We start from the raw sequence: 20,939 nt of genomic DNA on the forward strand, positions 1-20,939 counted from the left end.
AAAGCAGATGCTTGGCGGGTGTTTTTGATTCAGACCGGTGTGAGCGGTGCCTGTCGGCGCGTCACTCGCCCGCGACGAAGAAGGCCCACTTGCCTTCCGGCGTGATGCCCAGGCGATAGAAATTGTAGACGCCGTAGCTCTTCATGTCTTCATAGTCGCCGGCGGTTACGATCTTGAAGAGCTCGACGCGCTGGCGTGGCGTCAGCTTTTCGAGCGGCATGGCGAAGAAATAGGGCCAGGCGTAGAGTTCCTCGGGCTTGCCCACATCGACATGGACATAGCCGCCATTGAGGATGTTTTCCATGATGGCCAGCAGTTCCTCGCCGTTCTTGTCGCCGGAGAGGTCCTTGAGGTAGGTGATCGGATCGTCTTCCAGGTCGCTGAGCGACAATTGCGTCGCTTCGTCGCCGGTGCCGATCAGCGGGCGCAATTTCTCGATATCGCCGCTCATTGCCACGTCGAGCAGCAACTGGCGCATGCGCTTCACGGGTTCGGGCAGCGACTGGACGTCGTAAAGAATTTCCGGCAGCGGCGCGTTGGGGTCTTCGCTGGTGTGTGTGGAGCCGTTGGGTGCCGCCGGTCCTTCGTCGGGCTCGGCCTGGTCATCCTGCTGCTGCACGTCCGGCAGCGGTGTTTTCTGTATGGGATCAGGCGAGGGGACGGTATTTTCCGGCGCGGCCTCGTCCTGTGACGGGGCGGCTGGAGCATCTTCGCGCTTGATTTCGCTCAGGGCCGAGGCGGGCAAAGTTCCGAAAAGCACGGTGGTGGGCAGCGCAACGCCGACTGCCGCAAACCACAACAAAGCCGCCATATGCGCGCCTCTGCGGCTTTGCGATTTCGCCTGCGTCGATACCTGCATGTCCCATCCTCTCCCGAGGCATCGCAACAGATTCGATGCCCGTCAGTTTCTTACACTGAAAAAGAGGGTTTGGGGACGTGTCAATGTCGCAGGCGAACAGGCTCGAACTCGCCGGCGATAACTTTTTCGCGCATCTCGTCCAGCAGAGCCAAGGCTGCGGCTTCGCCATTGGTACGCAAAATCTCGACAAACGCTGTGGAAAGGGCAGCTTCCGCGATGATGTCGGCTTCGATGCCGGCGGACAGACCTTCAGCCCAGGCTTCGTTGTGACACTCCACCGCTGTCAGGCGCTTTTCTTCCCGGACCAGCGCGTCGATATCGCTGATCGTGTGCTCCATACTCATCTTCCACCCTTTCAAGTCATGGTCCCGGTCGGTCGGACCACCTTGAGCTGTCCCTTGCGAAGTCCCGATAGAAAGGGACAAAACTGACCACTGCAAATGCGATGTTTCTACTGTCTGCGCCTTGCAAATGGCCGATAGATCAAAAACCCCGAGTCATTTGACGGCTACCGTAACGCAAACGTCACGGGGCCGACAGGAATAACTAAAACTTAAGTTAACCCACAAAATGGCGGTTAAACTTTGATTTAGAAGTGTGGCGAATCCGCCACGATTCAACCTGCCACCAACGAAAGGCTTAGAGCGGCATAAGTCACTTGGGCCGAATGCTGGCGATGTCCGGAACAGACCGATAGTCCCCGGCCTCTCTATCCAGCCAGTTGATCTGTGTTTTCCCCAGATTCCTGAGGTACTCGCATGCTTCGGCAGACAGCGGCTCGCGCAAATCGCGAGCGGTCAGCAGACGTTCTTCCGACCCGAGGCCGCATTTCAGGAAATGCACTTCAGCCGGTGTGTCGACATAGGATCGGGCGACAAACGCCGATTGCCCGTCTGAAAATCGATAGATGTCGTACTCGTAGAAATAGTCGTAGTAGCCGTTTTCGTCCGGGTCCGACGCATCGATGTGATGAGTTGTTTCGACGGTCATCGCAGGGGGCGGGCTAGTTTCCATAACGAGCGGCGACATCGCGCGTCAGCGTCTCGCCCTCCTTCATGTAGCGGGCGATGGCTTCCGTCGCGGAGGGTGTGCAACTCGAATAGCTGCCTTGGAACGAACGGTAGCCACGGTTGAAGCTGGCGATGAATTTGGCGCGACGCGTCGGGTCGGGCTTTTCCGCCTCCAGAAGCTTCTCCATCTGGTCGCGCCACTGGGTTCCTTCCTCGCCGCACAGGTTGCGCAGGAAGTGCAGTGAACCGAGCACTTCGGACAGGCGCATAAGGCTGCCTTCGAACGGCGCCTCTACCGCGCGCGCCGGCACCGTCGCGGCCGAGGAGGCGACAGCGAGAAATGCGGTGAAAAACAGCGTGGCGCGGCTCATAAGCCCTTGTGGCGAAACAATTTGACAGCCGCAAGGCGGCTTGCCGCTCTATTCCCCGCTTATTGCAGCGTCGGCAAGCAGTGCGCGGGAAACCTCCATGACGGAATCTGTGACCGGCATGGCCTCCATCTGCGCCAGGGTGAAGAACCCGGCCTCTGCCGCGTCGCTGTCGGGATGCGGTTCGCCGCCTGCATCCTCGCCGGTAAAGACCTGAAGCCGGTAAGTGATGGCTTTTCCGTCGCGCTCGGCATCGATCATGAAGACTTCCAGCGTCTGGAGATTGCGCGCACGCAGGCCGGTTTCCTCGAAAAGCTCGCGCGCTGCTGCTTCCGCTTCGCTCTCTCCGGCCTCCACGCGCCCACCCGGAAAGGCATAAAGCCCCAGAGAGGGTGCCTGTCCGCGCTTCACCAGAAGCACCCGGTCGCCGCGCAGGAGCGCGACCGAAACTGCGGGTATGGTCAGCCTTTCCTGCATGTCTGCTGCTTTCCCGTGGCCGTGAATTGATTTGGGGATCGGCCGGATGGCCCAATCGATACAGGTTGCGGCAACGGATTTCCACCGCCACAGTGATTTCACAAGATCAACGGTACCAAGCCAAGAATGTGCGGACGTTTCGCGCTCACTTCCAGCCCAAAAGAGGTGGACGAGGCATTCTCGCTCCCCGAGCTTGAGGCTTTTCCACCGCGCTACAACATCGCGCCGACGCAGCCGATCCTGATGGTCATGGCCGGCGAACCGCGCCAGCCCGGCTCGAACCTGCCCGATCGAACGTCGCTGCTGGTGCGCTGGGGCCTGATTCCGACCTGGGTCAAGGACACGCGGAACTTTCCGCTGCTGTTCAATGCGCGCTCGGAAAGCGCGTCCGAAAAAGCTTCGTTCCGCACTGCGATGCGGCATCGCCGCGCGCTCATCCCGGCTTCCGGTTTTTATGAATGGCGCCAGGACGGCAAGAAGAAGGGCCAGCCTTTTTGGGTGCGGCCGCGGAACGGCGGGCTCATCGCCTTCGCCGGCCTGATGGAGACCTATGCGGAGCCCGGCGGCTCGGAAATGGACACCGGCGCGATCCTGACCACGCATGCCAACAGCGACATAGCTCACATCCACGAGCGCATGCCGATCGTCATTCATGCCCAGGATTTCTCGCGCTGGCTTGACTGCCGGTTCCAGGAACCACGCGACGTCGCCGATCTGTTGCGGCCGGCCGAGCAGGGGTTCTTCGAGGCAATCCCGGTGTCGGATCTCGTCAACAAGGTCGCCAACACCGGCCCGGAAATCCAGGATCGCATCGATCCGGCGCTGATTCAGGAAACGCCGAAGCCCGAGCCGAAGAAAAAGCCGCCTTCAGACGACCAGATGTCACTGTTTTAGAGGCTCAGGTAAACATCTATGCCCTCATCAGCCCTCTGGCCGGCCGCGCTGTCGGGATTTCTTCTCGGCGCTTCGCTCATCATGGCGATAGGCGCGCAGAACGCCTTCATCCTGCGTCAGGGCCTGCTGCGCCAGCATGTCTTCGTCCTGAGCCTGATCTGCGCTCTATCTGACGCCTTGCTGATCGCGGCGGGCGTCGCCGGCCTCGGCACGCTGATCGCGACCTCGCCTATGCTGATCAATGTCGTGACAATTGGCGGCGCGATATTCCTGTTTTCCTATGCGGTCATCGCTTTCCGGCGCGCCATGAAGCCGGAAGCGCTGCATGCGGCCAAAAAGGGTGAGGGCAGCCTGAAGGCGGCAATCGCGGCCTGCCTGGCCTTCACCTTCCTCAACCCGCATGTCTATCTCGACACGGTGGTGCTTTTGGGCTCTCTGTCTGCCAGATACGAAGGTTCGGCCCGCGCCGCTTACGGCGCAGGTGCGGCTATCGCTTCCTTCGTGTGGTTTTTCGGGCTGGGCTATGGCGCCCGCCTGCTTGAGCCGATATTTGCGCGCCCGGCTGCATGGCGCGTACTCGACGTGCTGATCGGCCTCGTCATGGCCGGCATAGGGCTGAGCCTGTTAGGCCGCCTTGCCTATGGCTGATGCGGCCGGCTTGCGCTTCTTGGCTGCAAGTACCGCTGCCAGGATCGCTGCCGGACCGATGGCACGATAGTGGCTCGTGAGCGTGGCATATTGAGCGCGGATTCGCTCGGCTTCGCTCTTCGTGGTGGCTGACATTGTCATCTTCCCCAAGGTTATGTCCCGTCAAGGCACTGCAATGATGGTGCAATGGGACGAAATCGTGACGCGTGCCGTGATTTCGAGCCAGCTAACCAATTTCATGTATAGACATGTTTAATAAAAACTTACGATGCGCCCCGGCATCGAAAAGACGACGCGTTTCCCGCGAAGATGCGACTTGACGGCAACACTATCGGGCGCGATAAAGCCTTCCATGAAAACGCCTTACGCCATTTGTGGCATTTGCATTATCGGCTAGCGCACGCGCTGGTCAGGACGTTTTCGCCTTTTCTCCCCAGACAGGACAAACGCCCGGCCAGCAGGCTGGAGCATGTTTTCGCCTTGCGGCGATCTTCTTTACGGACTGGGATTTCGAATGTCGGACGGATTTAAAGGCCTGCGAATCTACAACACGCTGACGCGCACGAAGGAAGACTTCGTGCCGATCGATGCGGACAATGTGCGCATGTATGTCTGCGGCCCGACCGTCTACGACTTCGCCCATATCGGCAATGCGCGGCCCGTCATCGTTTTCGACGTGCTCTACCGCCTGTTGCGCCACCTCTACGGCGCCGACCACGTCACCTATGCCCGCAACATCACCGACGTTGACGACAAGATCAACGCGCGCGCGCTGCGCGACTTCCCTGACCTGCCGCTCAACGAGGCGATCGGCAAGGTGACGAAGAAGACGGCCGACCAGTTCCATGCCGATGTCGCGACGCTGGGCTGCCTGAAGCCGACCTTCGAGCCGCGCGCCACCGAATTCGTCGAACCGCGCGCCGACGGCAAGGCCGACATGATCACCTTGATTCAACGCCTGATCGAACGCGGTCATGCCTATGAAGCGCAAGGCGAAGTCCTGTTCGACACCGCTTCGATGCCCGACTATGGCCAATTGTCGAAGCGTCCTCTGGACGAGCAGCAGGCCGGCGCGCGCGTGGCCGTCGATGCCCACAAGAAGAGCCCCGGCGACTTCGTGCTGTGGAAGCTGTCCTCCCACAACGAACCGGGGTGGCAAAGCCCATGGGGCAGGGGTCGCCCCGGCTGGCACATCGAATGCTCGGCTATGAGTGCGGCCTATCTCGGTGAGGTCTTCGACATCCACGGCGGCGGGCTCGACCTCATCTTCCCGCACCACGAGAACGAGATCGCGCAGTCGCGTTGCGCCCATGGCACTGACGTCATGGCCAACTACTGGATGCACAACGGCTTCCTGCAGGTCGAGGGTCGCAAGATGTCGAAGAGCGAAGGCAACTTCGTCACCATCAACGAATTGCTGGAGACGGACAAATTCGGCGGCCGCAAATGGCCCGGCGAAGTGCTGCGCCTGGCCATGCTGATGACGCATTACCGCGAGCCGATCGATTTTAGCGTCCGCAAGCTGGAGGAGGCGGAGAACACGCTGCGCAAGTGGAAGCGCGCGGCCGATCTAGCCCCAGACGGCGCGGCGGCGATCCCGGCTGCGCTCATCGAGGCTATGGCTGACGACTTGTCCACGCCGGCAGCATTTCAAGTCCTGTCGCAACTGGCTTCTGAAGCAGCCGGCAATGGCGAAGCTGCAGCTTCTCTCCGAGCAGCCTTGCCATTCCTCGGATTTGACTTGGATGTAGCCGAGGTCGATGAAAGTGCTGTCGCCGAAGTGATCGCCAACCGGCTGGCGCTGATTGCAGCCAAGAACTGGGCCGAGGCCGACCGCGTCCGCGACGAATTGCTGGCCCAGGGCGTCCAGCTCAAGGACGGCAAGGACCCCGCCACCGGCGAGCGCATCACAACCTGGGAGGTAAGGCGATGATCGATCATCTTGGCATAAGCGTCAGCAATTTTGACGCTTCGAAAACCTTCTACGATCAGGCGTTTGCGCCGCTTGGCGCGTCGCTGCTCTACGTGGTGCCGGAGCAATATACCGGCGGCGTCAAGGTCGGCGGTTATGGGCGGGAGCGTCCGGTGTTCTGGCTGCATGAGGCCTCGCCCACTGGCCCCGGCCGGCATTATGCCTTCACCGCGCGGACGCGGGCCGAGGTCGATGCCTTCCACAAGGCGGCACTCGCCGCCGGCGGCAAGGACAACGGCGCGCCGGGTCTGCGCCCGCATTACCACGCCGACTATTATGGTGCTTTCGTCTTCGATCCTGACGGCAACAATGTCGAGGCCGTCTGTCACGCGCCCGAGTAGCGGAGGATAAGCATGAGCCTCGACAACAGGCCGGTCTATAGCGGTGGATGCCAGTGCGGCGCGGTGCGTTTCCATGTTGAAGGCACACTCGGCGATGCCTCGATCTGCCATTGCCGCATGTGCCAGAAGGCGAGCGGCAATTTTTATCTGCCGCTGGTCTCGGTGCGTCAGGCAAAGCTTACCTGGACGCGCGGCGAGCCGAAGCGGTTCAAGTCGTCCAACTTCGCCCATCGCGGCTTTTGCGGCGATTGCGGCACGCCGTTGACATATGAGGCACCCGACGGCGTCGCTCTGGCGATCGCTGCCTTCGACGATCCGGCGAGCATCCCGCCGACCATCCAGTGGGGCACGGAGGCGAAGCTGCCTTATGTCGACGCCATTCCGCAATTGCCGGGCGAGGACACGATGGCCGACATGGAATCGGCACCGTTCCTTGCCGATCTCGTTTCCTATCAGCATCCCGATCATGACACCGAAACCTGGCCGCCGGAGAAACAATCATGACTGAATCTGTTAGAACCGGCGGCTGCCAGTGTGGCGCCGTGCGTTTTCGCATTCATGGTGCGCTTGGGCGCGCCTCGATCTGCCATTGCCGCATGTGCCAGAAGGCATTCGGCGGGTTTTTCGGTCCGCTGGTCGGCGCTCCGAAGGATGGCGTCGAGTGGACCCGCGAGGAGCCGAGCTACTTCCAGTCCTCGGTCAATATCGACCGCGGTTTCTGCGCGCGTTGCGGAACGCCGCTGACCTATCGCCACCCGGACGGGCTGGAGATTGCCATCGGCGCCTTCGACGACCGTTCCGATCTCGATCCGAAAATCCAGGTCAATTTCGGCTCGCGCCTGCCATGGGTCGAGACGATCTTCGATCAGCCGAAACGCACCGACAACGATGACGCGATGCATCAGGAGAACATCATTTCCTTCCAGCATCCCGATCACGAAACACCCGCCTGGCCAACACAGGGTTTGAAACTATGATGCATGAACTGCGCACGCTCTATCCCGAGATCGAACCGTTCGATAGCGGCATGCTCGACGTCGGTGACGGCCACCGGATCTACTGGGAGCGTTCCGGCACGCGCGGTGCGAAGCCTGCAGTGTTCCTGCATGGCGGGCCGGGTGGAACGATTTCGGCGAAACATCGGCGGCTGTTCGACCCGAAGCTTTACGACGTCATCCTGTTCGACCAGCGCGGCTGTGGAAAATCCACCCCGCACGCCAGTCTCGACAACAATACCACCTGGGATCTCGTGGCCGACATGGAGCGCCTGCGCGAAATGGCCGGCTTCGACAAATGGCTGGTTTTTGGCGGTTCATGGGGCTCGACGCTGGCGCTGGCCTATGCCGAGACGCATCCGGAACGTGTCAGCGAGCTGGTGTTGCGCGGCATCTTCACGCTGCGCCGCGCCGAACTCGAATGGTACTATCAGCATGGCGCTTCGCAATTCTTCCCCGACAAGTGGGAACGCTTCCTGAAGCCGATCCCGGAGGCCGAGCGCGGCGACATGATGGCTGCCTACCGCAAGCGTCTCACCGGCGATGACTATGCCATCAAGATCGAGGCGGCCAAGGCGTGGAGCATCTGGGAAGGCCAGACGATAACGCTGCTGCCCGACACGTCGGTAAACGCGCAGCGTGGGGGCGACGACTACGCGTTGGCCTTCGCGCGCATCGAGAACCACTATTTCGTCCATGGCGGCTGGGTCGAGGATGGGCAGCTCATCCGCGACGCCGGCAAGCTCGGCGATATTCCCGGCGTCATCGTGCAGGGCCGCTACGACATGGCCTGCCCTGCGGCGACTGCTTGGCAACTGCACAAGGCCTGGCCGCAGTCTGAATTTCATCTGGTCGAGGGGGCAGGGCATGCCTTCTCCGAACCGGGCATTCTCGACCGGTTGATCCGGGCGACCGACCATTTCGCGGGAAAATGACGATGGCACGCGAACGCATCTATCTCTTCGACACGACCTTGCGCGACGGCCAGCAGACGCCGGGCATCGACTTTTCGGTCGAGGACAAGATTGCGATCGCGAAGATGCTGGACGAATTCGGCATTGATTATGTCGAGGGCGGCTATCCCGGCGCGAACCCGACCGACACCGCGTTTTTCAGCCAGAAGCGAACGGCGCGCGCAAAGTTCGTCGCCTTCGGCATGACCAAGCGCGTCGGCGTTTCCGCTTCCAACGATCCGGGGCTTGCCGCGCTGGTGCAGTCGAAGTCGGATGCGGTGTGTTTCGTTGCCAAGAGCTGGGACTATCATGTCCGCGTCGCACTCGGCTGCACCAATGAGGAAAACCTCGCCGCCATCGCCGCATCCGTCGAGGCGGCACGCGCTGCCGGCAAGGAAGCGCTGGTCGATTGCGAGCACTTCTTCGACGGGTTCAAAGCTAATCCCGGCTACGCGCTGGCCTGCGCCAGAACGGCATTCGATGCCGGCGCGCGCTGGGTGGTGCTGTGCGACACCAATGGCGGCACGCAACCCTCGGAAGTGCGCGCCATCGTCGAGAAGGTCATCGCGTCCGGCATTCCGGGTGCCAATCTCGGCATTCATGCCCATGACGACACGGGCCAGGCGGTCGCAAATTCGCTTGCCGCAGTCGATGCCGGCGTGCGCCAGATTCAGGGCACGCTGAACGGCATCGGCGAGCGCTGCGGCAACGCCAACCTGATCACGCTGATCCCGACGCTGATGCTGAAGTCGGCCTTTGCCGATCGCATCGAAACCGGCATCTCGGCGGAAGCGCTGTCCGGCATTTCCCGCCTGTCGCGCAATTTCGACGAACTGCTGAACCGCGCGCCGGAAGCGCAGGCGCCCTATGTCGGCGCATCGGCTTTCGCCACCAAGGCCGGCATTCATGCCTCCGCGCTGGCGAAAGACCCGGCTACCTACGAGCATATCCCGCCGGAAGCCGTCGGCAATCGGCGCAAGGTCATGGTGTCGGATCAGGGCGGCAAGGCCAATTTCGTCGCCGAGCTCAAGCGGCGCGGCATCGACGTGCCGCGGGACGACAATCGCCTCGATGCGCTGATTGCCGTGGTCAAGGAGCGTGAGGCGGAGGGGTATGCCTATGAGGGCGCCGACGCCAGCTTCGAGCTTCTGGCGCGCGAGATGCTGCATACCGTGCCGGAATTCTTCCGTGTCACCTCCTTCCGCTGCATGATCGAGCGCCGCTTCGACGTCAACGGCCAGTTGAAGACTGTTTCCGAGGCGATCGTGAAGGTGCTGGTCGACGGCGAGGAGAAGATGTCTGTGGCCGAAGGCCACGGCCCGGTCAACGCACTCGACATTGCGCTGCGCAAGGATCTCGGCAAATTCCAGCACGAGATCGGCGACCTCGAGCTTGCCGATTTCAAGGTGCGTATCCTCAATGGCGGTTCGGAAGCCGTCACCCGGGTGCTGATCGAATCGCATGATGCCACCGGCGCGCGCTGGTGGACGGTGGGCGTTTCCGACAACATCATAGACGCCTCGTTCCAGGCGCTGATGGATTCCATCGTCTATAAGCTGATGAAGAACCGCGAGATGGCCGGGCTGGTGGCGGCGGAATAACTGCTGCCTGGCATAAGCGAAACTGAAGCGATCATCATAAGTTTACGATGGTGCCGGGCGTTTCGGGGGCGCATAGAGGCCGCATGACGACTCAGACTTCGGATTCGGAAAACGCGGCCACGCGCGGCTTTGGCTTCGCGCTCTCGGCCTATCTGCTGTGGGGCCTGCTGCCGCTCTATATGAAAGCGGTTGCTTACATTCCAGCGGTGGAGGTGGTCGCACACCGCATCGTCTGGTCGCTGCCGATTGCCGGCGTCGTTCTGCTGCTGCTTGGCCGTACGGCGGATGTGAAGGCAGCACTTCGCTCGCCCCGCACCATCATGATGGCGGCGCTGACGGCGACGATCATCACCTGCAACTGGGGCATCTATGTCTGGGCGATCGCCTCGGACAGGGCGGTGGAAACGGCGCTAGGCTACTACATCAACCCGCTGGTCAGCGTTGTCATGGGCGCGGTGCTGCTGGGCGAAAAGCTCAACCGCTTCCAGATCGCGGCCGTCTGCCTGGCGGTTTTGGCTGTGGCCATCCTCGCGCTGGATGCCGGCGGGGTACCATGGGTTTCGCTCGCGCTCGCAATCACCTTCGCGCTCTACGGCTATCTGCGCAAGACGCTGCCGATCGGCCCGAGCCAGGGCTTTTTCCTCGAGATCCTGATCCTGTTCGTACCGGCACTTGCCTATATCGTCTGGTTGCAGTCGCGAGGCGAGGGGCATTTCCTGGCTTCCAGCCCTCACGATATCGCACTGCTGCTCGGCTGTGGCCCGGTCACCGCCGTGCCGTTGCTGCTCTATGCGTTCGGGGCCAAGCTGCTCCGGCTCTCCACGATCGGTCTGATGCAATACATCGCGCCGACCATCGTGTTCCTGATCGCGGTGTTTCTTTTCGGTGAGCCGTTCAGCGGCGTCCGCGTCGTTGCCTTCCTGCTTATCTGGTTGGCGCTGGCGATCTACACCTGGTCGATGTTCTTCCGGCGCGCCGAACCGGTGACCGAGCCGGTTTAATTTCTTCCGCCGATCCGCCTGACCGCGAAATAGACGATTGCCGCTATCAGGCCCGAGCCGATGGCCACCAGCCAGAAACCTTCGGGATTTTCCATGAAGGGCAGCCCGCCGACATTCATGCCAAACAGGCCGGAGATGATCGTCATCGGCAGCAGAACAGCCGTCATCACCGAAAGCACGTAGAGAAGCCGGTTCGATTCCGCACCGAGCTTGGCGATCAACTCGTCCTGCAGCAGCCGGGCGCGGGATTGCACCTGCTCACTGTCGTGCAGCAGTGCTATCGAGCGCTGCGCAAGCCTTGAGACGGTGTTGGATAGGGCAGGCGGCAATTCGTCGTCATGCATGTGCTCGACGTGCCGGAGCAGACCCGAAACGGTTGCGACGTGGCGGTGGATGAAGACGAGTTGCCGCCTGACCGCCGTCAGGCGCTCGCGCTCGCCATGCCAGGCATCGCCGACGATGCTGTCCTCGATCGAATCAAGCTCGTCCGCGATCTTGATCAGTTCGCCCGAAAGCCTGTTCACGCTGTTGACGATGATCGCTTCCATAAGCTCGCTCGGCGAGCGGAACGGCTTCTTGCGTTGCTCAACGACGCGGCGAACATCATCGACGGACTGCAACGGGTGCCGGCGGGCGCTGACGAGCAGGGTTTCGTTGAAGGCGAAGCGCAACTGCCCGATTTCGCGGGCGTCGGTGTAGTGCTTGTGGCGCGTGTCGGTGATGGCGCCGTGCAGCCAGCCTTCATCATAGTCGATATGGAGCGTGTCGTCGCCGGCAAGCAGCGTGGCGCGCACGATTGCCGGCAGATTCTCCAACGCCTCGATCTTGCGCCTGCCGCGCGCGTCGGTCAGCGAATAGTTCTTCCAGTTCCAGCCTGCAGCGCCGGCATCCTCGGTTTGATAGCCATCAGCCGCAAAGTCGAAGGCGAGCACGAGCCCTTCGTCGTCAAGCTCCGGCGTCTTGGCGGTTTCGGACGATTGCGCGCGATCCGCCATGGGTTTTGTTCGGGGTCAGAGCTTGTCGATGACCGATTGCAGGCCGGTCGTCGGCGCATCGACTACGGAGCCCTCGGCGAGGATCGCGGCGACGATCGCTTCTACACGGTCGACGACCAGCGGATTGACCAGATGCGTGGTGTGGACGAAGCCCTCGGCCTTCATATGCTCGATCAGCGCCAGCATCGGGTTCCAGAAACCCTCGATATTGCCGAAGACGATCGGCTTGCGATGATGGCCGAGCTGCGCCCAGGTCATGATCTCGACGATCTCTTCCACGGTTCCGATGCCGCCGGGCAGCGCCACAAATGCGTCCGATTTTTCGAACATGATGTGCTTTCGCTCATGCATGTTCTCGGTGATGAGCAGTTCATCGAGACGGCCCAGAGCGTTTTCCGTCGCTTCCTTGTTGATGAGAAAGCGCGGAATGATGCCGGTGACCTTGCCGCCGGCCCGGATAGCGCCATCGGCCACAGCTCCCATGATGCCCTTGGTGCCGCCGCCATAAACGAGGCGCAGGCCCGCTTCAGCAATCGAGCGTCCAAGCGTGTGACCGGCCTTGAGGTAAACGTCGCTGCGGCCCGGTGATGAGCCGCAATAAACGCAAATGGATCGAATCGGGTTCATGCAACTGATTGGTGATTGCCTGCGTAACTTAGGTCAAGACCTTCTTAGGGCTTTTTCTTGTCGGCTTCGTGAAAACAGAGTAGACCCGCCTTAGGTGGCTAAAGGGTAGGGAAACATGGCAGTTACAGCGATCAGGGCGTTATTGTTTTTGGCCGGCGGCACGGCCGCTGCGGTCGGAACGGCCTATGTGTCCGGAGCGCTGGATCCCTATCTGGGCAAGACGCCGCCGATGGCTGCCTCACTGACCGACACTAAAGCGCCCGAGGCTGATACCAAGGTGGCAAGATTGCCGTCTCAGCCGGCAGCACCCGAGACAACGGCTCCCAAGGCGGAACAGCCCGCTGCCGAAGCGCCCGCCGCAGGCGCAGGTGCCGTGGTTGCCCCCGGAATTAGCGTGCCGTCCTTCGACGTTGTTCGCGCTGAGCCGGATGGCTCGGTTGTGATTGCCGGCAAGGCTGCGCCCAATTCGAAAGTGGAAATCGTCATCGGTTCCAAGATCATCGGAAACGGTATCGCCGGGCCGGAAGGCGATTTCGCCGTCGTGGTCGAAGAGCCTTTGAAGCCCGGTGATCATCAGATCGTCCTTCGCTCGACAACGCCCGACAATGTCGTGGCGACGTCGCCTGAAACCGCGGTAGTCTCCATCCCCGAGAATAAGAGCGGCCAGGTTCTGGCCCTTGTCGAGCAGCCGGGCGCTGCGAGCAAGCTGATCTCGATTCCAGAACCTGAACCCGCAGCGAAACCCGCAGAAGCCGGCGCCACGGAAACGACGCCGCCTGCCACCGCGCCAGCAGGGGAAGCCGCCGCCGCGCCGGCCACGCAACAGCCTGCAAGCCAGCAGGCGGCCGCAACACCTCAGCCGGAAAAGCCGGCCGCCGCTGCCGCACCGGCAAGCGGGCCGACGGTGAAGGTGGAAGCCGTGGAGATCGAGGGCCGCAAGGTGTTCATCGCCGGTGCCGCCGATCCCGGACGCAAGGTGCGCGCCTATGCCAACGATATTCTGCTGGGCGAAGTCATCACGTCTCCCGGCGGACGCTTCCTGATCGAAACCGAGCGCGATCTGCCGGTCGGCGATTATATCGTCCGTGTCGACGGGCTTGAGCCGGATGGCGTCAAGGTCGCGGCGCGTGCGGCCGTGCCGTTTACGCGTGAGCCCGGCGAGGCGGTGGCGGCAGTAGCACCTGCCGATTCCGCCGAACAGCCGAAACCCGCACAGCCCGAAACGGGGGCCGCAGCACCTGCGCAGGGCACTGCGCCCGTCGCTACGGCCGAGGCACAAGTCACGCCGCCTGCCGGCTCCGGCGAGATCGCCGCCGCCGCACCGGAGGCGCTGTCGCCCAAGCTCCAGAGCGTCGACGGCGCGGTCATCATCCGTCGCGGCGATTCGCTCTGGCGTATCTCACGCCGCGTTTATGGCCTCGGCGTGCGCTATTCGACGATCTATCTCGCCAACCAGGAACAGATCCGCGACCCCAATCGCATCTGGCCGGGTCAGGTCTTCAAGGTGCCCGAAAAGACCGACAAGGGCGAAGCCGCCGACATGAAGACCATCGGCGACCAGGCAACGACCACCACGCAGTAAAAACCGCCTTCTCTGGGAAAAGCCTTGCGAGGACCATGTTCATCGTCTATCGACGATGAACGATGAATGCTCCTCTTACTCCCGATTTCCAGACCTGCAGTTCCGCCGCCACGAAAGCCGTGGCGTTGCGGTTCGCGGCGCTGTCACATCCGACGCGCATAGAAATCCTGCGCTACCTCTCGGGCAGCGAGGCATGCTGCTGCAAGGATGTCGTGGGACAGCTCGATCTGGCGCAGTCGACGGTGTCGCAGCATCTGAAAATACTGGTCGATGCGGGGCTGGTGCGGTTTTCCCCCGAAAAGCAGCGGTCGCGCTATGAGATCGACCGGCAGGCACTGGCCGGATTTTCCGGGCTTGTGACTGCTCTGGTTGAAGATTGCTGCGCCAGTCGCGACGACCGAAATTCAAAGGCGTAAAACTCTTGGCCGATAAGACTGTCTCCGCCGATTCCGGCACAACGTTCAAAACATTGCTCAATCTGTGGCCCTATATGTGGCCCGCCGATCGCGCCGATCTCAAGGCGCGGGTGGTATGGGCGACGTTCTATCTGTTCGTCGCCAAGTTCGTGCTGATCGCGGTGCCTTATTTCTTCAAATGGGCCACGAACGCGCTCGCCGGCGACCATGCGCCGGCACCGCCGCTGCCGGATTTCCTGCTGGCGCCGGTCATGCTGGTCATTGCCTACAACGTGGTGAAACTTGTGCAGCTCGGCTTCAACCAGCTGCGCGACGCGCTGTTTGCCCAGGTCGGCCAGCACGCGGTGCGCCAGCTTGCCTTCCGCACCTTCGTGCATATGCACAATCTGTCGCTGCGCTTCCATCTGGAGCGGCGCACCGGCGGCCTGTCGCGCATCATCGAGCGCGGCACCAAGGGCATCGAGACGATCGTCCGCTTCACCATCCTCAACACGCTGCCGACCATTCTCGAATTCGCGCTGACGGCGGTGATTTTCGCCGTCGCCTATGGCTGGCTGTATGTGTTGGTCGTCGCCGTCACCGTCGTGCTCTACACTTGGTTCACGGTGTGGGCGAGCGACTGGCGCATTTCGATCCGCCGGGAGATGAACGATTCCGACACCGACGCCAATACCAAGGCGATCGACTCCCTGCTCAATTTCGAAACGGTCAAATATTTCAACAATGAACGCATGGAGGCTGAGCGCTTCGACCGTTCGATGGCGCGCTACGAGAGCGCTGCGACAAAAACCTGGACCTCGCTTGGCTGGCTGAACTTCGGGCAGGGCGCCATCTTCGGTGTCGGCATGGCGGTTGCGATGTGGATGTCGGCGCGCGAGGTGATGGCCGGCACGCAGACGATCGGCGATTTCGTCTTCATCAACGCCATGCTGATGCAGCTTTCGGTGCCGCTGAACTTCATCGGCTTCATCTATCGCGAAATCCGTCAGGGCCTGACCGATATCGAGCAGATGTTCGACCTTCTCGACGTCAAGCAGGAAGTGCTCGACCGGCCCGATGCGAAGCCGCTGGCTGTCGGGGCGGGCAAGGTCGAGTTCCGTGATGTGCATTTCGCCTACGATCCCGCCCGCCCGATCCTCAAGGGCGTCAGCTTCGACGTACCGGCCGGCAAGACGGTCGCCATCGTCGGGCCATCGGGCGCTGGCAAGTCGACGATTTCGCGGCTTCTGTTCCGCTTCTACGACATTCAGCAAGGCGCGATCCTGATCGACGGGCAGGATATCCGCGACGTGACGCAGGAGAGCCTGCGTGCGGCCATCGGCATGGTGCCGCAGGACACGGTGCTGTTCAACGACACCATCGCCTACAACATCCGCTATGGCCGCACCGACGCCAGCGACGAGGAGGTCTTCAAGGCTGCCGAACTGGCGCAGATCGGACCTTTCATCGAGCATCTGCCGGACGGCTACAAAGCCATGGTCGGCGAGCGCGGGCTAAAACTTTCCGGCGGCGAAAAGCAGCGCGTGGCAATTGCCCGCACCATCCTCAAGGCGCCGCCGATCCTGATGCTGGACGAGGCGACATCCGCGCTCGACACGCACACCGAGCAGGAAATCCAGGCAGCACTCGATCTCGTCAGCCGTGGCCGCACCACCATCGTGATCGCCCACCGGCTTTCGACTGTTATCACCGCCGACGAGATTATCGTGCTCAAGGGCGGCCAGATCGCCGAGCGCGGAACGCATCTGTCGCTGCTGCGCAAGGACGGGCTCTACGCTTCGATGTGGGCGCGCCAGCGCGAGGCGACCGAAGCCGAGGAGCGGCTGCGCATTGCCCGCGAAACCGACGAACTCGGCGTCGTCGTGCGCCGCAGAACTGCCGAAGTCTGACCGCGCGCAATCGCATCACTGCAATGTTGCGTTGCGGCGGGCTGCCGTTTCCGGTAAGCAGGCCGGCAATCCAATTGGAGCCGCCCCCGCCCGATGAGCCTCGTCGACACCGTCAAGAACGCGTTCGTGCCCATTCATCGCGAGGGCTATCCCTTCATTGGCGCATTTGCTGCCGCCACCCTGATTCTCGGCTATTTTTCGCTCAACCTGTTCTGGATCGGGCTGATCCTGACGGCCTGGTGCGCCTATTTCTTCCGTGATCCCGTGCGCGTGACGCCGGTGGACGACAAGCTGGTCGTGAGCCCCGCCGACGGCGTGGTCTCGGCTGTCGGACCCGCAGTTCCGCCGCGTGAACTCGGCCTCGGTACCGCCGAAATGACCCGCATCTCGGTGTTCATGAACGTCTTTTCCTGCCATGTGAACCGTTCGCCGGTGCGCGGGCGCATCACCCGCATCGAGCATCGCCCGGGCAAGTTCCTCAATGCCGAGCTCGACAAGGCCAGCAGCGAGAACGAGCGCAACGGCCTCGTCATCGAAAGCCCCCACGGCACGGTTGCCGCCGTGCAGATCGCAGGGCTGGTGGCGCGTCGCATCGTCTGCTGGGCCGACACCGACAGCAACATCGCCGTCGGCGAGCGTTTCGGGCTGATCCGCTTCGGCTCGCGCGTCGATGTGTTCCTGCCGCTCGATGCCACGCCGCGCGTTTCGGTCGGCCAGACCTCGGTTGCCGGCGAAACCATCCTGGCTGAATTCGGCGGCGGGGCCGCAACCCCGCTCGTGCGGGTCGCGTAACGGTGCCCGCACCCTTCCAGCATTTCGAGCCACACGGCCGGGGCGGACCGCGCATCCGGGAGATTCCGCTGCGCATGGTTCTGCCGAACCTGATCACGGTTCTGGCGATCTGCGCCGGCCTGTCCGGCATCCGCCTTGCGTTCGAAGCGCGTTTCGAGACGGCGGTCGTCATGGTGCTGATCGCAGCCTTCCTCGACGGCATCGACGGCCGCATCGCAAGGGCGCTGAAGGCGACTTCCAAGTTCGGCGCGCAGATGGATTCGCTGGCCGACATCGTCAATTTCGGCGTGGCGCCGGCCTTGGTGCTCTACGCCTATCTGCTCGACCGTGCCGGATCGTTCGGCTGGATCGCAGCCCTTCTGTTTGCGATCGCCTGCGGCTTGCGGCTGGCGCGGTTCAATGTGCTCGACGAGGATCAGGACCGGCCCGCCTGGCAGGCCGAGTATTTCGTCGGCGTGCCCGCACCGGCGGGAGCGGCGATCGTCATGCTGCCGATCTATCTGGTGTTCATCGGGGCGATTGCCCCGGACCGCACCTTCGGCTTCATCTGCTCGGCCTATACGGTGCTGATCGCCTTCCTGCTGGTCAGCCGCTGGCCGGTCTATTCGGGCAAGAAATGGCGGGTGCCGGGCGACAAGGTGCTGCCGCTGATCCTCGGCGTCGTGCTCTATGTGCTGCTTCTGGTGACGTTCCCATGGCAGACGCTGTCTGTTTCGGTGATCGCCTATCTCTGCTTCCTGCCGCTCAGCGCCAGCGCCTATTCGCGCCGTTCGAGGCTTGAGGAAGCCAAGGCCAAGGAAGCTGCCGCAGCAGCAACCACACCCAAGGCGGAATAAAGCCTCAGGCCGCTGCCTCCAGTCCGAGCCGCTCGATCGCTAGCTTGCGGGCCGAGACGTAGTCGGTCTTGCCGGAACCGAGCACCGGGATTTCGCCGACCTTGACGATGTCCTGCGGCAGCATCAGTTCGGCAGCCCCGGACAATTTGCCGAACTGCCGCAGCAGTGAGGGTTCGGCATCGCCTGCGGTGGTGATGAGCACGATGCGCTCGCCGCGGCGCTTGTCGGGCACGGCGACGGCGGCGTGATGCTCTTCCGGCCACAGCGACTGCACCAGCATCTCCACGGCACCCAGCGATACCATCTCGCCGGCGATCTTGGCAAAGCGCTTGGCGCGGCCGCGAATGGTCAAAAAGCCTTCGCGGTCGACCGAAACGATGTCGCCGGTATCATGCCAGCCGCTGCCCAACGGTTGGAGCACCCCGGGCTGGTCGGCGGTCATGTAGCCGAGCATGACATTCGGTCCCTGAAGCCAGAGCCTGCCGCCCTCCGGGATGCCCTCGACCGGCTCCAGCCGCATCCGCATGCCCGGCAGCAGCCGCCCGACCGTGCCGTCGCGATTATGCGTGGCCGTGTTGACCGAGACGACCGGTGCTGCCTCGGTCAGACCGAAACCCTCGATGATCTCGGCGTTGAAGCGCTCGCGCCAGATGCGCCGCGTGTCGGCCTTCACCGGCTCGGCCCCGGCCACCGCAAAGCGCAGGCTCGAAAACTCGTCGCCGTCGGCATTGCGCGCATAGCCGGCGAGGAAGGTATCGGTGCCGAACATGATGGTCGGCCGCACCTTGGCGGCGATGTCGGGAATGATCTTGTAGTGCAGCGGCGAGGGATAGAGGAACAGTCTTACCCCCGACACCAGAGGCAGGATGGTGCCGCCGGTCAGCCCGAAGGAATGGAAGGCCGGCAGAACGTTGAGCAGCTTGTCGTCCGGGCCGATATTGATGCGGGCCTCGGCCTGCATGGCGTTGGCGACGAGGTTGCGGCTGGAAAGCACCACTGCTTTCGGGGTGCCCTCCGAACCGGAGGTGAACAGGATGACGGCCGGTTTGTCTGCGTCCTGGCTGTGAACCGGCCACCAATACAGGCAACTGGCGGCGATCTTGTCGAACAGGCTGGTGCTGTCGCGCAGTTCCTCGATCCAGACGAATTTCGCGCCGCCCTTTTCCGCCGCTTCGACGATGTCGGCCAGCCCGGCCTTGTCGATGAAGGCACGCGAGGAGACGATGGTGCGGATGACGGCGGTGCGCACGGCGGCGGTGACGCTGGCGGGGCCGGCGGTGTAGTTGAGCATCGCCGCAACGCGGCTTGCCGAAACGAGCCCGAGCAGCGAAAGCACCATGCCGTTGGTGTTGGGCAAAAGCACGCCCACGGCCTCTCCGGGGGCGCTGAGACGGGCAAAGCGCTGGCCGAGCACCCGCGCGCCGATAAGCAGCCGCTGGTAGCTCAGCGCGCCGCTGACCACGTCCTCGACGATCGGGTGGCCAGCGCCATAGCGGAAGGCTGCGTGGCGAATGGCCTGAAACAGGCTGCGTTTCGGGTCACTGGCGGCAAGACGCGCCTCGGCGACGCGGTCGAACAGCGCATCGGAAGGACGCATGTCCGAATCGCCGATCATCTGCTGGATCGTCATCGGCTCCAGCGTGCTGACGGTGAGCCTCGGAAACCAGCTTCGCGGCGCCTTTTCACGCGGCGTCAGCGAAAAGGGCAGGTGCCGCGCACCGTCGACAAATACCGGGATGATCTTGGCATCGGCCTGCAGCGCGATGCGCGCCACGGCACGGTAAAGCCGGAAGGATTTCACGTCCGGCTCGACATCGGCGGGGATGTAGACGGCAAGCCGGCCCTTGCCCTTCAAAACCCGCACCAGCCGGCGGCTGACGAAGACATGCTCGGCGTTGAAGGCGATGGTGCGGCCCAGTTCCCGCCACGGTTCGAGCCAGTGCGACCTGGCCGACCGCTCGTCGAGGATGTGCAGCGTGTTTTCCGGCAGCAGCGCCAGCATGAGCGCGGGATCGAGCCGCGACTGGTGGGTGACGACGTAGACGACGGGCGCTGCCGCATCTCGCGCCGCCCGCATCTTGCCGTCGCGTATGCGATAGACGAGCTTGAGCGGCAGGTAGAGCAGCGCCTGATGAAACGTCATCCCCAGGCGCACCTTCTGCCAAAGTGCTGCCGCCAGATAGGCCACAAGCAGGCAAAGGGCGATCTTTGCGGTCAGGATCATGCCTCACTCCCAACGCATGTTTTTTGGACGGCTCTTTCCGACCGTTTCGATCAGGAAACTAGACGATGCTGCGGGAAGGTCAATGCGTCCTTCGAGGCTCAGCGTCTCCCTCCCCCTTGAGGGGAGGGTGGCCCGTAGGGCCGGGTGGGGTCGTTGCGGCAGTGCTCGACGTTCGTTTTGCGTTGAGTTCGGCATGAACGACCCCCTCTGGCGCTGCGCGCCATCTCCCCCTCAAGGGGGGAGAATAAGTCGGGGCACTTCATCGCCATCCTCCCTCATCCTGAGGTGCGAGCGAAGCGAGCCTCGAAGGACGCACCTGTTCATCGCCACGCCCGGTTTTCACCGTCTGGCCATTGTCAAAGATCGGGAAAGACGGGCGGCCGAAATCTCGCTCATCTTTTGTATTTTTCTGCGATCTTTCGACCGCCCGTCTCGGTGTCTGTCCCGAAGTCGGCCGGT

22 protein-coding genes and 1 pseudogene are annotated in these 20,939 nt (G+C 62.5%); 14 read left to right on the forward strand and 9 right to left on the reverse strand.

Annotated elements, in window-relative coordinates; translation table 11 throughout:
- Positions 1 to 61: 61 nt before the first annotated feature.
- From BM413_RS14120 to BM413_RS14140, 5 genes are all read right to left on the reverse strand, one after another.
- Positions 62 to 859, reverse strand: a complete 798-nt coding sequence (locus BM413_RS14120; protein ID WP_119818959.1) for an APA family fibronectin-binding glycoprotein — start codon at positions 857 to 859, stop codon at positions 62 to 64.
- An 80-nt stretch (positions 860 to 939) separates the two neighbouring features.
- A complete protein-coding gene (locus BM413_RS14125; protein WP_091914014.1) occupies positions 940 to 1,197 on the reverse strand; it encodes a hypothetical protein in 258 nt (85 codons plus the stop codon).
- Positions 1,198 to 1,513: 316 nt separating this feature from the next.
- A complete protein-coding gene (locus tag BM413_RS14130) occupies positions 1,514 to 1,849 on the reverse strand; it encodes a hypothetical protein (protein WP_091914016.1) in 336 nt (111 codons plus the stop codon).
- Between the two features lie 13 nt (positions 1,850 to 1,862).
- A complete protein-coding gene (locus BM413_RS14135) occupies positions 1,863 to 2,240 on the reverse strand; it encodes a TIGR02301 family protein (protein WP_091914017.1) in 378 nt (125 codons plus the stop codon).
- Between the two features lie 48 nt (positions 2,241 to 2,288).
- Positions 2,289 to 2,714 (reverse strand): NUDIX domain-containing protein, encoded by a 426-nt coding sequence (locus BM413_RS14140; RefSeq protein WP_091914018.1) that lies wholly within the window; start codon positions 2,712 to 2,714, stop codon positions 2,289 to 2,291.
- A 126-nt stretch (positions 2,715 to 2,840) separates the two neighbouring features.
- Between BM413_RS14140 and BM413_RS14145 the strand changes: the two genes are divergently transcribed.
- The gene (locus BM413_RS14145) at positions 2,841 to 3,608 is read left to right on the forward strand and encodes an SOS response-associated peptidase (RefSeq protein ID WP_091914019.1); all 768 of its coding nucleotides are present in this window, start codon (positions 2,841 to 2,843) and stop codon (positions 3,606 to 3,608) included.
- An 18-nt stretch (positions 3,609 to 3,626) separates the two neighbouring features.
- Positions 3,627 to 4,256, forward strand: a complete 630-nt coding sequence (locus BM413_RS14150) for a LysE/ArgO family amino acid transporter (RefSeq protein ID WP_091914020.1) — start codon at positions 3,627 to 3,629, stop codon at positions 4,254 to 4,256.
- On the opposite strand, the gene BM413_RS14155 is transcribed toward BM413_RS14150, so the two are convergent.
- Positions 4,233 to 4,391 carry a transcriptional regulator gene (locus BM413_RS14155; protein ID WP_091914021.1) on the reverse strand — a complete coding sequence of 53 codons (159 nt, stop codon included), beginning with the start codon at positions 4,389 to 4,391 and terminating at the stop codon, positions 4,233 to 4,235. The genes BM413_RS14150 and BM413_RS14155 overlap by 24 nt on opposite strands.
- A 379-nt stretch (positions 4,392 to 4,770) precedes the next feature.
- Between BM413_RS14155 and cysS the strand changes: the two genes are divergently transcribed.
- The 7 genes from cysS to rarD all read left to right on the forward strand — a co-directional run bounded on the left by cysS (position 4,771) and on the right by rarD (position 11,119).
- The gene (gene cysS / locus BM413_RS14160) at positions 4,771 to 6,189 is read left to right on the forward strand and encodes a cysteine--tRNA ligase (protein WP_091914022.1); all 1,419 of its coding nucleotides are present in this window, start codon (positions 4,771 to 4,773) and stop codon (positions 6,187 to 6,189) included.
- Positions 6,186 to 6,569, forward strand: coding sequence for a VOC family protein (locus BM413_RS14165; RefSeq protein WP_091914023.1), 384 nt, complete (start codon positions 6,186 to 6,188; stop codon positions 6,567 to 6,569). Before cysS ends, BM413_RS14165 begins: the two co-directional genes overlap by 4 nt.
- A gap of 12 nt (positions 6,570 to 6,581) precedes the next feature.
- Complete coding sequence (locus BM413_RS14170; RefSeq protein ID WP_091914024.1) at positions 6,582 to 7,073, forward strand: GFA family protein; 492 nt, start codon at positions 6,582 to 6,584, stop codon at positions 7,071 to 7,073.
- Positions 7,070 to 7,546 (forward strand): GFA family protein, encoded by a 477-nt coding sequence (locus BM413_RS14175; RefSeq protein WP_091914025.1) that lies wholly within the window; start codon positions 7,070 to 7,072, stop codon positions 7,544 to 7,546. The genes BM413_RS14170 and BM413_RS14175 overlap by 4 nt, the downstream gene beginning before the upstream one ends.
- On the forward strand, positions 7,543 to 8,499 hold the full coding sequence (pip, locus tag BM413_RS14180) for a prolyl aminopeptidase (RefSeq protein ID WP_091914026.1): 957 nt from the start codon (positions 7,543 to 7,545) through the stop codon (positions 8,497 to 8,499). The genes BM413_RS14175 and pip overlap by 4 nt, the downstream gene beginning before the upstream one ends.
- A complete protein-coding gene (cimA, locus tag BM413_RS14185; protein ID WP_175544321.1) occupies positions 8,496 to 10,118 on the forward strand; it encodes a citramalate synthase in 1,623 nt (540 codons plus the stop codon). Before pip ends, cimA begins: the two co-directional genes overlap by 4 nt.
- Positions 10,119 to 10,201: 83 nt before the next feature.
- Positions 10,202 to 11,119 carry an EamA family transporter RarD gene (rarD, locus tag BM413_RS14190; protein ID WP_091914031.1) on the forward strand — a complete coding sequence of 306 codons (918 nt, stop codon included), beginning with the start codon at positions 10,202 to 10,204 and terminating at the stop codon, positions 11,117 to 11,119.
- Here the strand turns inward: rarD and BM413_RS14195 are convergent.
- Positions 11,116 to 12,114, reverse strand: a complete 999-nt coding sequence (locus BM413_RS14195; protein WP_091914033.1) for a CorA family divalent cation transporter — start codon at positions 12,112 to 12,114, stop codon at positions 11,116 to 11,118. The genes rarD and BM413_RS14195 overlap by 4 nt on opposite strands.
- Positions 12,115 to 12,129: 15 nt before the next feature.
- Positions 12,130 to 12,741 carry an LOG family protein gene (locus tag BM413_RS14200; protein ID WP_091914034.1) on the reverse strand — a complete coding sequence of 204 codons (612 nt, stop codon included), beginning with the start codon at positions 12,739 to 12,741 and terminating at the stop codon, positions 12,130 to 12,132.
- Between the two features lie 115 nt (positions 12,742 to 12,856).
- On the opposite strand from BM413_RS14200, the gene BM413_RS14205 reads away from it, so the two are divergent.
- From BM413_RS14205 to BM413_RS14225, 5 genes and pseudogenes are all read left to right on the forward strand, one after another.
- Positions 12,857 to 14,323, forward strand: a complete 1,467-nt coding sequence (locus BM413_RS14205) for a LysM peptidoglycan-binding domain-containing protein (protein WP_091914036.1) — start codon at positions 12,857 to 12,859, stop codon at positions 14,321 to 14,323.
- Between the two features lie 62 nt (positions 14,324 to 14,385).
- The gene (locus tag BM413_RS14210; RefSeq protein WP_091914038.1) at positions 14,386 to 14,739 is read left to right on the forward strand and encodes an ArsR/SmtB family transcription factor; all 354 of its coding nucleotides are present in this window, start codon (positions 14,386 to 14,388) and stop codon (positions 14,737 to 14,739) included.
- A gap of 5 nt (positions 14,740 to 14,744) precedes the next feature.
- Positions 14,745 to 16,628, forward strand: a complete 1,884-nt coding sequence (locus tag BM413_RS14215; RefSeq protein ID WP_091914040.1) for an ABCB family ABC transporter ATP-binding protein/permease — start codon at positions 14,745 to 14,747, stop codon at positions 16,626 to 16,628.
- Between the two features lie 90 nt (positions 16,629 to 16,718).
- Positions 16,719 to 17,420: pseudogene (locus tag BM413_RS14220) on the forward strand (phosphatidylserine decarboxylase); the annotation flags it as partial.
- A gap of 2 nt (positions 17,421 to 17,422) precedes the next feature.
- Positions 17,423 to 18,256, forward strand: a complete 834-nt coding sequence (locus tag BM413_RS14225) for a CDP-alcohol phosphatidyltransferase family protein (RefSeq protein WP_091914044.1) — start codon at positions 17,423 to 17,425, stop codon at positions 18,254 to 18,256.
- A 4-nt stretch (positions 18,257 to 18,260) separates the two neighbouring features.
- On the opposite strand, the gene BM413_RS14230 is transcribed toward BM413_RS14225, so the two are convergent.
- Positions 18,261 to 20,480 carry an AMP-binding protein gene (locus BM413_RS14230; protein ID WP_091914046.1) on the reverse strand — a complete coding sequence of 740 codons (2,220 nt, stop codon included), beginning with the start codon at positions 20,478 to 20,480 and terminating at the stop codon, positions 18,261 to 18,263.
- Positions 20,481 to 20,939 lie beyond the last annotated feature (459 nt).

Origin of the sequence: Mesorhizobium sp. YR577 (assembly GCF_900116595.1) — a bacterium.
GTDB lineage: Bacteria > Pseudomonadota > Alphaproteobacteria > Rhizobiales > Rhizobiaceae > Mesorhizobium_M.